Genomic DNA, 15,155 nt, shown 5'->3' with positions numbered 1-15,155 from the left:
CACGACGGCGGCCGACAACGCCGTCAGGAGAGGCGCCGACCGCCGCTGACCGGGAGAGACAGGTAGTTCAGGCGAGACGCAGGCGTGACCGACGTCACGCAGGCCTGCTGGCTCGGACTTGAGTAATTTCATGTCCTCGCTCGGACTCCGAAAATCCCACCGGATCATGAATGGCTTGCGCGTGTGGGGTCGTCGAGGCGGGCGCCGAGGCCGTCAGGCAGAACCTCAGCCGAGGCGGAGGCCGGAGTCAGCGTCGAAGACGTGCTCGATGGCTCCCGTCGGGGTGACGAGGAGTGTCTCGCCGCGGGCTGGGTCGACGCGGCGGTCCACCCGGACGACGAACGGCTTGTCGCGGGTGTCGTCGTCTCCCGGCAGCGTGCCGTGCACGTAGGAGTCCGCGCCGAGGTGCTCGACGAGGGTGACCCGCAGCGACAGCGCGTCCGGCGTGTCCGGGGTCGCGACGGCGAAGGACTCGGGGCGAAGCCCGACGATGACGTCTCCGCTCTCCCGGCCCTCCGCGCCCTTCGTCAGCCGGGCTGCGGAACGGACCGATGGCGCCAGGGGGAGAGGCACGCCGCCCAGGTGAACGGACCCGTCGGCGTCGGCGCTGGCGACCCGGCGCAGGTTCATGGCCGGCGATCCGATGAAGCCGGCGACGAAGACGTTGGCGGGCCGGTCGTAGATGGCACGCGGGGTGTCGACCTGCTGCAGCTCGCCGTCGTTCAGCAACGCCACCCGGTGGCCCATGGTCATGGCCTCGGTCTGGTCGTGGGTGACGTACACGGTCGTCGTTCCCAGCCTGGCCTGCAGAGCGGCGATGTTCGCGCGGGTCTCCACCCGCAGCTTCGCGTCGAGGTTGGACAGGGGCTCGTCCATGAGGAAGACCCGCGGCTCGCGCACGATCGCCCGGCCCATCGCGACCCGCTGGCGCTGGCCGCCCGAGAGGGCCTTGGGCTTGCGGTCGAGGTAGGGCACCAGGTCGAGCAGCTTCGCCGCCTCCAGGACCTTCGCCTTGCGTTCCTCCTTGCCAATCCCACCCAACTTCAGCGAGAACGCCATGTTGTCCGCGACCGAGAGGTGCGGGTAGAGCGCGTAGTTCTGGAACACCATCGCGATGTCCCGCTCCCGGGGCGCCCACCGGGTGACGTCGTCGTCGCCGATGCGGATCTCGCCCTCGTCGACGTCCTCCAGGCCGGCGAGCATCCGCAGCGCGGTCGACTTGCCGGACCCGGACGGCCCGACCAGCACCATGAACTCGCCGTCCGCGATGTCCAGGTCCAGAGCCTTCAACGCGGCGGCGGAACTGCCGGCGTACCGGCGGCTCGCGCCTATGTACCTGACCTCGGCCATCAGCGTGACCCTCCCGAGTCTCCCGAGATGACGGACAGTAGATCGAGCACCGTCGCCGTGATCTCGTCGCGAGCCTTCGCCAGGTAGGGCCGCGGGTCGACGAGTTTCGGGTCGCCCGCGAGCGCTCGCCGGACGGCGCCCGTCATGGCGATGTTCAGCGCGGTGCCGATGTTCACCTTGCTGATACCGGCGGTGACGGCGGCGCGCAGCGTCTCGGCCGGCACACCGGACGAGCCGTGTAGCACCAGCGGAACGGACAGCCGCGCGCGGAGCCGTTCGATCAGCGGGATGTCCAGGACGGCGGACCGCGAGGTCATCGCGTGCGAGCTGCCGACGGCGACGGCCAGCGCGTCCACGCCGGTCTCGTCGACGAACCGCCTCGCCTCGTCCGGGTCGGTCCGCACGCCTGGCTCGTGCGCGCTTCGGGGGGAGTCCGGCTTGCCGCCGACGTAGCCGAGCTCCGCCTCCACCCAGAGCCCCGCCGCCTGCGCGGCCGACCGGGCCCGGCTGGTGCGCTCGACGTTCTCCGAGTACGGCAGCGGCCCCCCGTCGTACATCAGGGAGCTGAACCCGGCCGCCGCGGCCTCGGCGGCCAGCCGGTCCTCGGTGACGTGGTCCAGGTGCAGCGCGATGGGAACGTCCGCGAGCCGGGCCACGGCGCCGGCGGCGGCGGCGATCGGGACGACCTGCCCGCCGTGGAACGACACCGCGTTCTGGCTGATCTGAAAGATCACCGGTGTCCCGCGGATCTCGGCGGCGCGCGCGATCGCCTCGGCGTGCTCGAGGGTGATGACGTTGAAGGCGGCGACGCCGCGTCCCCGGGCGGCGGCCGCGGCGACGAGGTCGCCCGTGCTGGCGATGGTCATCGGCCAGTCCGCGTCAGGGGCTCGACGGTCACGCCGACGGACTCCCGCTGGTAGTCGGCGGTGTCGAGCTCGCCGGCCACAGGCGACAGCACCGCGGCCGCGGCGAGCGCGACGCAGTCCGCGAGCAGCGGCCCGAGCGCCGTGCCGGCCCGCAGCCCCCGGGCGAGGCCGGCCACGACCGCGTCGCCGGCACCGGTCGGATTCCCCGTCAGCCGCCGCCGTGGCCTGGCCCGCCACCCGTTCTCGCCCTCGACGGCGACCAGGCCGTCGGCGCCGAACGAGGCCACGACCGTGACCCCCCATCGCCCGGCGACCGCCCGGGCCGTCACGGCCGGATCCGCGGGATCGACCGCGTCACCGACCCCGCGCACGCAGTCGCGCAGCTCGTCGGCGTTCGGCTTGACGACGGTCGGCCCGGCCGCGAGCGCGGCGACCAGCGCGGGCCCGCTGGCGTCGAGCACGACCGGCCGGCCGCCGTCGCGGGCGACCCGGATCAGCTGCGCGAGGCCGTCGACCGGGGCGTCGGCGGGCAGCGTGCCGCTGATCACCACGACGGCTGCGCTCGGGATCAGCTCGGCGGCCCGCGCGAGGAACCGGGACCAGTCGTCCACCCGCGCCGGTTCGTTGAGCAGGGTGACGGTGCCGGTGGCCTCGTCGACGATGGCGACGGTCCGCCGGGTCGCGCTGGCGGTGGGCACCAGCTCATGGGGAATGCGCAGGCGGGTGAGGTCGGCCATCAGCTCGGCGCCGGTGTCGCCGCCGGCGGTGGTGAGCAGCAGGGTGTCCTCGCCGAGTTGGCGCAGGAGCCGGGCGACGTTCGTGGCCTTGCCCCCCGGCCGGCGCGCCGTCTGTTCCACCCGGTTCGTGGCGCCCACCGTCAGGTGCTCGACCCGGTAGGTGACGTCGATCGCCGGGCTCGCCGAGACGCAGAGGATCACGGCGCCGCAACGGCCGGGGACGCGGTACCGGCCGAAGAGGCGACGCTGGCCGGGGAGGTGGCGGTGGCCGGGGACAGGATGACGGAGCGGGTCAGGTTGCGCGGGCGGTCCGGGTCGAGGCCGTGGCGCCGCCCGAGCGCCGCGGCCAGCCGCTGGACCCGGACGAGATCGGCGACCGGGTCGAGGTCGTCGTTGACGATCGTCGCGCCGGTGCCCTCGATGTCGCCGACCAGGCCCGGCACCGGCTCGCCGAAGATCCAGACGACCCGTCCCGGCTCGGCGATGGAGATCGGCCCGTGCCGGTACTCCAGTTGGGGATAGCTCTCCGTCCAGACGCGCGCGGCCTCGCGCATCTTCAGCGCGGCCTCGCTCGCGACGCCGACACCCCACCCGCTGCCGAGGAACGTGAACTGGCTCGCCGTCTCGACCTCCGGGGCGAGGCCGTGCTCGCCGGCCAGGATCCGCGCCGCCTGCACCGCCGCCGCCTCGACGGAGTCACCGAGCGACGCCCGCAGCAGCGTCAGCGCCGTGGTGGCGAAGACGGTCTGCACGACGGAGGTCTCGTCGGCGAAGTCGAGCACGATCGCGGCCTCGGCATCGAGGGCGGCCGGCGAGTCCGCGACGCCGGTGAGGACGGTGACGGGGGCCGCGGCGGTGTCGATCGCCCGCAGCACCTCGGTCGTCGTGCCGGACCGGCTGATGGCGACGACGCGGTCGTAGCGCCGCGCCGCGGGCCACTGCCCGGCGGCGAACGCGTCGGTCTCACCGGCGCCGGCGGACTCCCGTAGCGCGGCGTAGGCGGCGGCCATGAACCAGGAGGTCCCGCATCCGAGGACGGCGACCCGCTCGCCGGGCTGGGGCAGGAGGTCCGCGACCTGGGGGAGGAGCTCGCAGGCCCGCGCCCACGCCCGCGGCTGTCGGGCGATCTCGCGGCCGATGTGTGACGTGGTCTCGGTCATGATGCCCTTCGGTCGTCGACCAGCAGGTCGAGGGTCGGTTGGGCCGCGGTGCCCCCCACGGCGCGGACCGAGCGGGAGCCGGCGACGACGCCGCGCCGCAGGCATTCGGGCAGCGGCAGCGAGCGCAGCCAGGCGTCGAGGAACGCGGCGTTGAAGCTGTCGCCGGCGCCGGTGGCGTCGACCGGGATCGTCGGCACGGCCGGCGCGCTCGCGAGCTCACCGTCGGCACCGACCGCGGACGCGCCCTGGTCGCCGTCCTTGACGACCACGAGCGGGCCGCGGTCGGCGAGGACGCGGCAGGCGGCGATGAGGTCGAGGTCGAGGTGGGCCGCGGCGACGCGTGCGAGCGCGAGTGCCTCGCGGCGGTTCGGCAGCAGCAGGTCGACGTGGGGCAGCAGCGGTTCGACGCCGGCCCAGGTCTGTGCGGGGTCGTCATTGGTGTCCAGTGACGTGGTCACACCGGCCGCCCTGAGCTCGGCGAGCAGCTCGGCGAGCCCCGCGGCCAGTGCCGGCTGCAGGAACAGCGAGCAGACGTGGACGTGCCGCGGGCCGGCGGGCTCCCGCTGCCCGAGCCGCGCGACGGCAGCGCGGACGTCGGCGGCGGTAAGCGTCGAGATGGTCCCCGGCAGCGTGAGGATGGCGCGGTCGGGCCCGGTGGACAGGACGACGGTCAGCCCCGTCGGCTGTCCCGGCCGGACGACGAGGGTGCTCGTGTCGACGCCGGCGTCGGCCAGGGCGCTCGTCATCGTGGCGCCGAAGCTGTCGGCGCCGATCGCCGCGGCGAGCGAGACCGGGCGCCCGAGCCGGGCGAGGCCGTGGGCGGTGATGCCCGCGGAGCCGCCGATGACCAGCGCGGCGGTGTCGAGCAGCTGCTCGGCCTGGCCGAACCGGGGCACGACGTCGCCGCCGAGGACCAGGTCGGGGTTCAGGTCACCCACGACGAGTACGCGCGGGCTGTCCGCACGCTGGGCGGCCACCCGCTCGGCGCCCACGCCGTCCTCGGACATGGCGCCAGTGTGTCGTAAGCCGTTCTTTGTGTCCACAAACGCTCAGAAAAGATGATTGATCCTGTCCCTTTCGCGCGTCGCCGTGCCATGCTCGCCGCGTGACCACCGTCTGCTTCGTCGGCGCCGGCTCGGCCGAGTTCACCCGGCAGCTGCTGCGCGACCTGTTGACCTACGACGACCTCGGGCCGCTGACCCTCGTCATGCACGACGTCGATCCCCGCCGTCTCGAGCTCGCGGAGAACCTGGCGCGCATCGCCGTCGAGCGGCACGGCCGCGACGCCACCACCACCATCCGCGGGTCGCTCGACCGGGCGGCCGCCCTGCACGGCGCCGACTTCGTCATCAACGCGGTCAACATCGGCGGCCACGCCGCGACGCTGACCGACTTCGAGGTCCCGGCCCGGTTCGGCCTGCGCCAGACGATCGCCGACACCCTCGGCCCGGGCGGGGTCTTCCGCGGGCTGCGGACCTTCGGCTTCCTCGACGACCTGGCCACCGACCTGCGCGCCGAGGCGCCCGACGCCTGGCTGCTGAACTACACCAACCCGATGGCGATGAACATCCAGTTCCTCAGCGTTCGCCATCCGGAGCTGAAGGTCCTGGGGCTGTGCCACTCCGTCTACTGGACGGTGCACGACCTGTGCGAGCTGATCGACGTCCCGTTCGACGACGTGTCGTTCCACAGCGCCGGGGTCAACCACCAGGCCTGGGTGCTGCGCTTCGAGCGCGACGGCGTCGACCTCTACCCCGAGCTCGACCGCCGCATCGCCGCGGACCCGCAGCTGCGCCGCCGCGTCCGCGTCGACATGTACCGCCGGCTCGGCTTCTACCCGACCGAGACCAGCGAGCACTCCGCCGAGTACGTCCCCTGGTACCTGCGCGAGCCGGGGGAGATCGAGCGGTTGCGGATCCCGATCGACGACTACGTCGGGATCAGCGCCCGCAACCTGGCCGACGTCGAGGCACTGATGCCCGTGGTGGCGGCCGGCGGGTACGTCGAGCCGGAGGAGGAGGCGGCCGAGTACGCGCCGCAGGTGATCCACAGCATGGTCACCGGGACGGCGCGCACGATCCAGGCGACGGTGCGCAACGACGCGCTCATCGACAACCTGCCGGATGGCGCCGCGGTCGAGGTCCCGTGCCGCGTCGACGCGAACGGCGCGGCCCCGCTGCCGGTCGGCGACCTTCCCGCGCAGTGCGCCGCCCTCAACCGGACGTTCCTGTCCGTGGTCGACCTGACGGTGCGGGCGGCCACCCTGGGCCGGCCGGACCACATCCGGCACGCGCTGATGGCCGACCCCAACACCGCGGCGAGCCTCTCCGTGGAGGAGATCTGGCGCCTGGCCGACGAGCTGGTGGCGGCGCACGGCGAGCGGCTGCCGCAACCGCTACGGGCGCGCCTCGGCGACCCCGGTGGTTCCTAGCGACGGGGTCTAGGCGGTGGGGTCCACCACGTGGACGGTCGGGCCGAGGCGTTCGAGCGCGGCGACCTCCTCGGCGCTGATGCCGGAGTCGGTGACCAGGTCCGAGGCCGCGGCGATGTCGCTGATCTTCGCGAAGCCGCGCTTGCCGATCTTGCTGGAGTCGGCCACGACGATGACGCGCTCGGCCGCCCGCAGCAGGGACTGGTTGGTGTGCGCCTCGACCTCGTGGTGGGTGGTGAACCCGGCGACCGGGTCGACGCCGTCGACGCCCACCACGGCGACGTCGACGTTGATGTTGGACAGGGTCAGGTCGGCCAGCGGGCCGACGAGCTCGTAGGACTCCCCGCGCACGCTGCCGCCGCACACCACGAGCTCGATGTTCGCGCGGACCGCCAGCTCCGAGGCGATGTTGAGCGCGCTCGTCACCACCCGCAGGCCCGGCCGGGACGCGAGCATCCGGGCGACCTCCGTCGTGGTCGAGCCGCCGTTGATGCCCAGCGAGCCGACGTCGTCGGGGAGCAGGCGCGCGACGCACTGCGCGATTGCGCGTTTCGCCTCGTGGCGCTGGCCGCCCCGGTAGCGCATCGGCAGCTCGTAGAGCACGCCCGACGCGACCGCCCCGCCGTGGGTGCGGGTCAGAAGTTGTTGCTCCTCCAGCAGATGCAGGTCGCGGCGGATCGAGGCGCGCGAGAGCTTGAGGTCCCGGGCGAGCTCGTCGACTCCGACCGAGCCGGTCTCGTTGAGCCGCTGGAGGATGATCCCTAAACGGTCTTCGCGGCGCATGCCTGCACGATACGCGCACCTTGCTGCACGTTTGCTCGCACGTCTTGACCCATTTGGGCAGTAAGTGCAACACTGCGCACAATAGTTGATCGATCATGCGCGATTTGCCCGCACGATCGGCCCAGCCGCGTCGACCGAGGAGTGCCGACCATGGCTTCCCGCCCTATAGCCAGTACCTGGATCACGACACGGGGGCGGCGGCTGGGGGCGCTGACAGCGAGCACCCTGCTGGTGGCCGCCACGGTCGCCGCCTGCGGCGGGGGCGGGGGTGGCAGCGGCACCGCCGACGACCCGACGACGATCACCCTGACGCACGGCTACACCGACGCCGAGTCGAAGGCGCTGACGTCGCTCGTCGGCGAGTGGAACACCGAGCACCCGACGACCAAGGTGAAGCTCGAGTTCAACGGCGGGAACGACAACGCGCTGCAGAAGACCGTCGCGGGCTTCACCGCCGGCAACTATCCCGACGTGGCCTACCAGTTCGGCTCGTCGGCCGCCCAGCTGGCCCGGCAGCCGAAGCTGGTGGACCTCACCTCCACGGTGGCGGCGCCCGCCTTCGGCTGGGACGACTTCTACCCGTCCGAGCGCGAGGCCACCACCGTCGACGGGAGGGTCGTCGGGATTCCCGCGCTCGTGGACAACCTGAGCCTGGTCTACAACAAGAAGCTGTTCGAGCAGGCCGGGGTCGCGCCGCCCACGGACTCCTGGACCTGGGAGGACTTCCGCGCTGCGGCGAAGAAGCTCACCGACCCGGCCAGCAAGTCCTACGGCTGGTCCTATGTGAACGACGGCAGCGAGGACACGGTGTGGCGGTACCTCCCGCTGCTCTGGCAGGCCGGCGGCGACCTGCTCACCGAGGACAACAAGGCGCCCGCGTTCGACTCCGCCGCCGGGCTCGCCGCCCTGCAGCAGCTGCGGGACATGGTCGTCACCGACAAGTCCGTGTACCTGGACACCGGCAACCAGAACTACCTCAACCTGTTCAACAGCGGCAAGATTGCGATGCTGTGGACCGGCCCCTGGGACCTGTCCAGCATCACCTCCGACGTCGACTACGGCGTGAGCATCCTGCCGGGCTACCAGGGCAACCACGAGACGATCTCGGGGCCGGACATCTACATGGTCTTCGACCACTCCGGCCCGCGGCACCAGGTCGCGCTCGACTTCATCACCTGGCTCACCTCGGCGAAGGTGCACCTGAAGTTCGCCATCGCGACCGGTGACCTGCCGCTGCGCAAGTCCGAGACCCAGCTTCCCGAGTACCAGACGTTCCTGCAGAAGTACCCGGGCGAGAAGGTCTTCGTCGACAACCTCGACAACGTGGAGCACGTCCGCCCGAACATCCCCTCGTACGCCGAGGTGTCCACCGCGGTGGGGCAGATGGTCCAGTCCGTGCTCCTCGGGCAGGCCGAGCCGCAGGCGGCCCTCGACTCCGCCAAGGGGCAGGTGGCGTCCGCGCTGTCCCGCCACTCGTGAGCTCCGTGAGCTCCGCCGGCGGCGTCGGAAAGCGCGGGTCGCCGGCCACGCGCTCCCGGGTCCCGCGGCGCACGATCCTGCCCGGGCGGCCGCCGCCCGGGCAGGGACGGGCCGAGAAGGGGCCGGCCGAGGCACCCGCGCGCCGGCGGCGGCCGGGGCGCGGGGGGTGGCTGGGCCGGGGAGAGCGGCCGGGGCGCCGAGCGCTCGGCGACGGGCTGGTCGGCTGGGCGATGGTGTCGCCCAGCGTGCTGCTGATCGGCCTGTTCGGGCTGGTCCCGGTCATCTGGTCGTTCGTGTTGTCGTTCCAGAACAACGACCTGCAGACACCGGCGACGTCGGCCGGCTTCGCCAACTATCGTGACCTGGTCCACGACGACGTGTTTCTCGCGGCGGTTCGCCGCACCCTCCTCTATACCGCCGTCTTCGTGCCGGTGACCCTGCTGCTGTCCCTGCTGGCCGCGGCCGCGCTGAACCGGCGGATCCGCGGGATGTCGGTCTACCGGCTGGCGTTCTTCATTCCCGTCGTCACGTCGACGGTGGCGACCGGGGTCGTCTTCACCTGGCTCCTGGACCCGGCGTACGGGCTCATCAACACCCTGCTGGCGAAGGTGGGACTGCCGACGTCGGGATTCTTCGCCTCGCCGCATGCCGCGCTGCTCTCCGTCGTCGCGATGACCGTCTGGGGCTGGGTCGGCTTCGGCACCCTGATCTACCTCGCGGGCCTGCAGGGCGTTCCGGGCGACGTCATCGAGGCCGCCCAGATCGACGGCTGCTCGAAGGCCGGCGCGTTCTGGCGGATCCAGGTGCCGTTGCTGCGGCCGGTCACCGGGTTCCTCGCGGTGTGGCTCACGATCAACGCCCTGCAGTTGTTCGACGAGGTCTACGTGACGACCAGGGGCGGGCCGTTGAACGCGACCAACGTCGTCGTCTACTACCTCTACAAGCAGGCGTTCGAACTCTTCCACGCGGGCTATGCCGCCGCGATGGCCACCGCGCTGTTCCTGATAATCGCGCTGGTGACCTGGGCGCAGACCCGGCTCACCCGGGACGTCTCCGCGGGGGGCCGGTCATGACGGAACCGGTCGTGACGGAACCGGTCATGCTGGAGCCGGTCGTGACCGAACCGGTCGCGCCGGCCGCCGCGCCGCCAGGACGACGCCGGTGGCGCCGGCCTTCGGGCTGGCACCTCGTGCTCATTCCCTCGTCGCTGCTGATGATCGTGCCCCTGCTCTTCATGCTCGGGACGTCGCTCTCGACGCTGGAGGAGACCCGCCGGTTCCCGCCGGGCGTGCCGCACGCGCTGCACTGGGACAACTTCTCGCAGGCCTGGACCGAGGCGCCGTTCGGCCGTTGGCTGCTCAACAGCGCGATCGTGTCGGTGACCTGCGTGGTGACCAACCTGGTTCTGTGCAGCCTCGCCGGCTACGCGTTCGCCCGGCTCCGCTTCCCGGGCAGCCGGCTGGCCTTCGGCGCGATCCTCGCGACGCTGATGGTCCCGTTCCAGATTCTGATGATCCCGACGCTGCTCATCGTCAAGTACCTGGGGATCGTCAACACGCTGCCGGCGCTCATCGTCCCGAACCTGGTGACGCCGTTCGGGATCTACCTGCTGCGGCAGTTCTTCCTGACGCTGCCGGTCGAGCTGGAGGAGGCGGCACTCATCGACGGCGCCAGCCGTCTCCGGATCCTGCGCAGCGTTCTGCTGCCCCTGATGGGGCCGCCGCTGAGCACCGTGGCCGTGCTGACCTTCCTGACGGTCTGGAACGAATTCCTGTGGCCGCTCGTCGTGACGTCCTCATCCGACGTGATGACCGTCCAGATAGGGCTCGCGACCTTCCAGAGCGCCCATTTCACGGACTGGCCGGTGCTCATGGCCGCGACGCTGATGAGCCAGATCCCGGTGATGCTGCTGTTCCTCGCCGGCCAGCGGTACTTCGTCAGCTCGATCGCGAACACGGGAATCAAGTGACCGGCCGGGGCCCGGCGTTCGGATCCCAGTACGGTCCTGGCGATCTTTCGGGTTGGAGCTGGGCGAACGCCGCCGGGAACCGCGCCGGCCATCTTTGCGCTCCGCGGAACGCGGGGACGGCGCGCGTACCGCCTGAGCCCGCGGGCTTGGGCTGTCGGTGGAGGGCGACGCGGGGGAGTGGCTCCCTGTCCTGGCCCGCGGAGGCGGACCGGTAGGGTCCCGTCGAGACGACGGATCGTGAGCGGCCCCGGATGTCATCTGGCCGGCCCGAGCAGAGGAGAGCACTGATGACGGCAGTCGAGGTGCGGGAGGTGACCGAGTCGCTGCGGGCGCTCGGGATTGCCGTCGTCGCCGATGAGCCGGAGGTCGATGAGGACCTTCCGGTCGTCAGCTGGGAGGACGACCTCCAGGGTTTCCTCGAGGCCGCGAAGGACCTTGCGCCGGCCGGGGCCTACGTCGGCCCCCTCACGATCGACGAGGACCTGGTCAGCTCGCTCGAGGATGACGACGATCTGGACGAGTCCGAGCGCGCGTCGCTCAAGAAGATCCTTGACGAGGCGCGAGCGCTGGTTGGCCAGGAGGTCGGATCTCAGGCGATCTTCCTCGCCGATCACATGATGCATGAGTACTACTCGCTGATCCCGGCCGCCCACGACCTGTTCGAGCGCATCGAGCAGTTCGCCGACTCCCTCGCCGACGATGACGACGCCTGCGGCTGCGGCCACGATCACGGCCACGAGGACGTGCATGACCACGCCGGCGGTCGCGTCGAGCTGAAGGTGGTCCCCGCCGAGTAGGCAGGCGGGTCACCATGATCACCAGGTGCGGCGGCCGACCTGGGAGCAGGCCGCGCGCCACGCCGCGTTTCTCGCGGACCTGCGGGCCGTTTCCTTTGACCCTAGGACCCCGGTCACCCAGGAGCGGGTGAGATCGTTGCCTCGTTCGCCGGCTCCGAGGACGAAGACAAGACCCTCCAGGGCGAGGGGTGGCGCTACGACTTCGTCGGTGACGCACTGGTCGTGACCTACCAAGAACGATTCTTGATCCGCGCCGACGATCCGATCCGGCATTCCGGCACGGTCTTTTGAAACGGCCGCGCTTCTCTGGTGCGGCGTCGGCGACAACGAGAACGTCGCCGGTCCTCGCCGACGACCGGAGTGCCTTTCCGCCTGGCTGGTCGCCGTTGACCAGAATTCACGGCTACCTGTCGGTCGGCGGACAGGTGGGTTCCTCACACGCTTTCTCACACGGTGTTTTGTTTCACTGGCCCTCGTCTCGATATCCCAGATCGGGACGGCGGCCGGCCCCGGCGTGTACGCGTGGGTGGTTGGTCTCCTTGATGAATGTCTCGCGAGGAGGCGGAAATGAAGTCTCGATCGGGGGAACCGGAAGCGGTTCCTGGGCCGGGTATGGCCCCGGCCGGACGGGGCGCGGCCTCGCCGGGTGCCCGCCGGCGTGCCTGGGCGGCGGTGGCCGCCGTGGTGAGTACGACGGCGATGTCCCTGGCGCTGACGGCGGCACCGGTGCATGCGGGGCCTCCTGCTCCGACCGTCTATGACCCCACGGGCCTCGCGTGGGGCGACAACTACGAGGGCAAGCTTGGCGACGGGACGGAGGAAGACAGGTCCAGCCCTGTACAGTCCGTCGGCCTGCCTGCCTTGACCGCCGTCTCGGCCGGTCAAGGGTTCGGCGTGGGGCTGGACGTGGACGGAACGGTCTGGACCTGGGGCATCAACTCATGGGGCCAGCTGGGCACCGGGTCGGCGGAATATTCCCGTGCCAAGCCGGCCCAGGTGCCCGGGCTCACCGGCGTCGTTCAGATCGCGACCGGGCGGGCTCACGTCGTGGCACTCCGCGGCGATGGCACCGTGTGGACGTGGGGCTATAACGGCGTCGGGGCGCTCGGCGACGGGCACGCGGGCACCAACAGGTCCTGGCCGGAGCCGGTGCCCCATCTGGATGGTGTCCGGCAGGTCGCCGCGGGCGCGAACCACAGCCTTGTGCTGAAGGACGACGGCACGGTCTGGGGCTTCGGCAAGAGCGGCGATGGCCAGCTTGGTGCCGGTACCACCAGCGAGCCATGGTTCGACAGCCCGGTGGAGATCCATGGCGTCGGCCCCGACGTCGTCCAGATCAGCGGGAGCGAGTTGAGCAGCGCGCTGGTGCGTGGCGACGGCACCGTCTGGGCCTGGGGCAACAACGAGTGCGGCCTGGTGAGACCAGGCACCGACCAGAACCAGGTCTATGCCGATCCGGTGCGGATCCCGCGGGTCGAGAACGTCATCAAGATCACCACTGGGGACGCCAACACTTTGGTCATCTCGTCTCACGACGGCAAGCAGGGCCAGGTGATCGGCTGGGGCTGTAACCAGCACAACGAGCTGGGGTTGCACCACGACGGCTCCATCCCGCGGCCGGTCGAGGGCCTGCCCGCCACCATGACCGAGGTGTCAAACCGCAATTACCACACGGCGGCGCGGTCCTCCGACGGAACCGTGTGGACCTCGGGCTCCAACAGCGACGGTCAGCTGGGTCATGGCCCTGTCGGTGGTTATCCCGTGGGCCCCGCGCAGGTCCCCGGGCTCACGGGCGCCGTCCACGTCTCCGCAGGTATGGACTTCACCCTGGCGGTCGCCCCGCCGATTCTGGAAAAGATAGACCCGGACAAGGGCGGCAAGGGCTGACGAACGGCTGACCCGCCCCTCCGGTCCACCGACCCTGGCGACCGGCCAGTGACCTGGCCGGCAGCGCCGGCCGGACCGCGCCGACCGGCAGCCATTCTCCGGGATCAACCCGCCCGGAGGATGGCCGCCGCGCGTATGGTGCCGCCGCCGCGGACGCCCGCTCATGGCGGCGAGCCCGGCCATCGGGCGACCTCGAAGACCCGGGGCCCGGGCTCGCCGTTACGCGATGGGGAAGACCAGGCAGGTCGTGCTCGCGGTCGCGACGACCCGGCCGGCCCCGTCGCGGACGTCGCCCTCCGCGAAGGCCACCCGTCGCCCCGGCTTGGTGACCCAGCCGTGCGTGATCAGCTCCGCCGGCGTCCCCGGCTCGACCCGCACCGGGCGCAGGTAGTTCACCTTGATCTCGATCGAGGTGTAGCCGACGCCGGCCGGCAGCGTGGAATGCACCGCGCAGGCCGCGGCGGTGTCGAGCAGGGTGCAGACGAGCCCACCGTGCACGACCCCGATCGGGTTGTAGGCGGACTCGTCCGGGACGCACGCGAACCGGACGTCTCCTGGCTCGACGCCCACGGGCCGGAAGCCGAACATCGCGGCGATGGGCGGCGGCGGGACCTCGCCGTTCTGCATCGCGCGCAGGAACTCCAGACCACTCATGGTCGCGGCGCGCGCGGCCGTCGCCAGCGGGTCATGCCAGCTGACGGTCTTGTGCCGTGGCTCTCCCCAGGCGCCGTAGGCCGGCGGCGGGCTCACCGGCCGATCCGGTTCCGGTGCCGGTGGCACCGACTCCGACGAGGGCGACGTGGACGGATCCGCGATCGTCATGGCCGCACCCTACCATCTAGGTTCAATAGGTGAATCTAGGGTGGGTCTGGCGTCGAGAACCCCGCGGTGGCGCCCGATTTCCCTCCGGACCGGGCCTCCAGGGAAATGGCCCTGTCGGGGAATGGACGTCGCCAGGGCGGTAACAAAACAGGATGATTGGTACGTGAGCCGCTGTGGTGCACGGGCAGGTCGAACCAGCGCGGGTCGATGAGTGTCGGGACGATCGCGACGCTGGCGACCATCAGCATGGTGTTCGCCGGAGCGCTGTTCCTCTCGCTCGGCCTCTTCACGCTCCGCCAGATCCTCCAGCGGCTCTGGCTGCGGTTCGCCGGGCACACCGCTCTCGCCACCATCGTCGACTTCGAGGTGATCGAACGCGACAGCGATGACGGCGGCTCGATCTACACCCCGATCGTCGACTACACGACCCGGGCCGGCGAGCAGGTCCGCGCCGCCGCGCTGCGCAGCCCGGACACGTCCTTTCCTGGAATCGGCGCCAAGGTCAGGGTGGTGTACCGACCAGGCGATCCGACCTGGGTGACCAGGACGGACTGGTTCGGCGCGGTCCTGTCAGCGATGTTCCTGCTTCCCGTCTACTTCACGGCCGGCCCGTTCTGCCTCTACTTCGGCATCAGGATGCTCACCGACTGACACCGGCTGGGCTGGTGGCGGGCCGAGTCCGAACGCCACCGAAATGCGGAGATCGCGGTCGGGAGGGACGTGACGACTCCGGCTGCGCTGAATTCTGGGCATCGTTGCGTCGGTGCGTTCTGCCAGGTGGACGGTGGTCTGGCATGAACGAATGGCGGATCGGATCCAGGTCGCGTCGACGACCGGTGAGGCAGCGCGCCGCGACCGGCGGTGGACCGTCAAG

At 71.2% G+C, this 15,155-nt stretch carries 14 protein-coding genes; 7 read left to right on the top strand and 7 right to left on the bottom strand.

The window, feature by feature from the left end; translation table 11 throughout:
* Positions 1-225: 225 nt before the first annotated feature.
* From FRCN3DRAFT_RS0221530 to FRCN3DRAFT_RS0221510, 5 genes are read right to left on the bottom strand one after another with little or no spacing between them, the layout of a single operon-like run.
* A complete protein-coding gene (locus tag FRCN3DRAFT_RS0221530) occupies positions 226-1,350 on the bottom strand; it encodes an ABC transporter ATP-binding protein (RefSeq protein ID WP_007510057.1) in 1,125 nt (374 codons plus the stop codon).
* Positions 1,350-2,216: a class II fructose-bisphosphate aldolase gene (locus FRCN3DRAFT_RS0221525; protein ID WP_007510059.1), complete on the bottom strand. Its 867-nt coding sequence runs from the start codon at positions 2,214-2,216 to the stop codon at positions 1,350-1,352. The genes FRCN3DRAFT_RS0221530 and FRCN3DRAFT_RS0221525 overlap by 1 nt, the downstream gene beginning before the upstream one ends.
* Positions 2,213-3,154 carry a 1-phosphofructokinase family hexose kinase gene (locus FRCN3DRAFT_RS0221520; RefSeq protein WP_007510061.1) on the bottom strand — a complete coding sequence of 314 codons (942 nt, stop codon included), beginning with the start codon at positions 3,152-3,154 and terminating at the stop codon, positions 2,213-2,215. Before FRCN3DRAFT_RS0221520 ends, FRCN3DRAFT_RS0221525 begins: the two co-directional genes overlap by 4 nt.
* Positions 3,151-4,113 (bottom strand): SIS domain-containing protein, encoded by a 963-nt coding sequence (locus FRCN3DRAFT_RS0221515; RefSeq protein WP_007510063.1) that lies wholly within the window; start codon positions 4,111-4,113, stop codon positions 3,151-3,153. Before FRCN3DRAFT_RS0221515 ends, FRCN3DRAFT_RS0221520 begins: the two co-directional genes overlap by 4 nt.
* On the bottom strand, positions 4,110-5,120 hold the full coding sequence (locus FRCN3DRAFT_RS0221510) for a carbohydrate kinase family protein (RefSeq protein WP_051466331.1): 1,011 nt from the start codon (positions 5,118-5,120) through the stop codon (positions 4,110-4,112). The genes FRCN3DRAFT_RS0221515 and FRCN3DRAFT_RS0221510 overlap by 4 nt, the downstream gene beginning before the upstream one ends.
* Before the next feature lie 98 nt (positions 5,121-5,218).
* On the opposite strand from FRCN3DRAFT_RS0221510, the gene melA reads away from it, so the two are divergent.
* Positions 5,219-6,544, top strand: a complete 1,326-nt coding sequence (gene melA / locus FRCN3DRAFT_RS0221505) for an alpha-galactosidase (protein ID WP_007510067.1) — start codon at positions 5,219-5,221, stop codon at positions 6,542-6,544.
* 9 nt (positions 6,545-6,553) lie between these two features.
* Here melA and FRCN3DRAFT_RS0221500 read toward each other — a convergent pair whose 3' ends face one another.
* The gene (locus tag FRCN3DRAFT_RS0221500) at positions 6,554-7,327 is read right to left on the bottom strand and encodes a DeoR/GlpR family DNA-binding transcription regulator (RefSeq protein WP_007510070.1); all 774 of its coding nucleotides are present in this window, start codon (positions 7,325-7,327) and stop codon (positions 6,554-6,556) included.
* 150 nt (positions 7,328-7,477) lie between these two features.
* On the opposite strand from FRCN3DRAFT_RS0221500, the gene FRCN3DRAFT_RS0221495 reads away from it, so the two are divergent.
* The 5 genes from FRCN3DRAFT_RS0221495 to FRCN3DRAFT_RS45570 all read left to right on the top strand — a co-directional run bounded on the left by FRCN3DRAFT_RS0221495 (position 7,478) and on the right by FRCN3DRAFT_RS45570 (position 13,459).
* The gene (locus FRCN3DRAFT_RS0221495; RefSeq protein WP_007510072.1) at positions 7,478-8,806 is read left to right on the top strand and encodes an ABC transporter substrate-binding protein; all 1,329 of its coding nucleotides are present in this window, start codon (positions 7,478-7,480) and stop codon (positions 8,804-8,806) included.
* Positions 8,807-8,811: 5 nt separating this feature from the next.
* Positions 8,812-9,879 carry a carbohydrate ABC transporter permease gene (locus FRCN3DRAFT_RS0221490; protein ID WP_035928953.1) on the top strand — a complete coding sequence of 356 codons (1,068 nt, stop codon included), beginning with the start codon at positions 8,812-8,814 and terminating at the stop codon, positions 9,877-9,879.
* Positions 9,880-9,890: 11 nt separating this feature from the next.
* Positions 9,891-10,775: a carbohydrate ABC transporter permease gene (locus FRCN3DRAFT_RS0221485; protein ID WP_232794102.1), complete on the top strand. Its 885-nt coding sequence runs from the start codon at positions 9,891-9,893 to the stop codon at positions 10,773-10,775.
* Between the two features lie 287 nt (positions 10,776-11,062).
* Positions 11,063-11,572, top strand: a complete 510-nt coding sequence (locus tag FRCN3DRAFT_RS0221480) for a hypothetical protein (protein WP_007510075.1) — start codon at positions 11,063-11,065, stop codon at positions 11,570-11,572.
* 681 nt (positions 11,573-12,253) lie between these two features.
* Positions 12,254-13,459 carry an RCC1 domain-containing protein gene (locus FRCN3DRAFT_RS45570; protein WP_198536013.1) on the top strand — a complete coding sequence of 402 codons (1,206 nt, stop codon included), beginning with the start codon at positions 12,254-12,256 and terminating at the stop codon, positions 13,457-13,459.
* Between the two features lie 219 nt (positions 13,460-13,678).
* On the opposite strand, the gene FRCN3DRAFT_RS0221470 is transcribed toward FRCN3DRAFT_RS45570, so the two are convergent.
* Positions 13,679-14,281, bottom strand: a complete 603-nt coding sequence (locus FRCN3DRAFT_RS0221470; RefSeq protein ID WP_007510077.1) for a PaaI family thioesterase — start codon at positions 14,279-14,281, stop codon at positions 13,679-13,681.
* 207 nt (positions 14,282-14,488) lie between these two features.
* Between FRCN3DRAFT_RS0221470 and FRCN3DRAFT_RS0221465 the strand changes: the two genes are divergently transcribed.
* Positions 14,489-14,932 (top strand): DUF3592 domain-containing protein, encoded by a 444-nt coding sequence (locus FRCN3DRAFT_RS0221465; protein WP_007510078.1) that lies wholly within the window; start codon positions 14,489-14,491, stop codon positions 14,930-14,932.
* Positions 14,933-15,155: the final 223 nt, after the last annotated feature.

The organism is Pseudofrankia saprophytica, from assembly GCF_000235425.2.
Taxonomy (GTDB): Bacteria; Actinomycetota; Actinomycetes; order Frankiales; family Frankiaceae; genus Pseudofrankia; species Pseudofrankia saprophytica.
The sequence above is the reverse complement of the archived record's forward strand: the minus strand, read 5'-3'. Positions and strand labels throughout refer to the sequence as shown.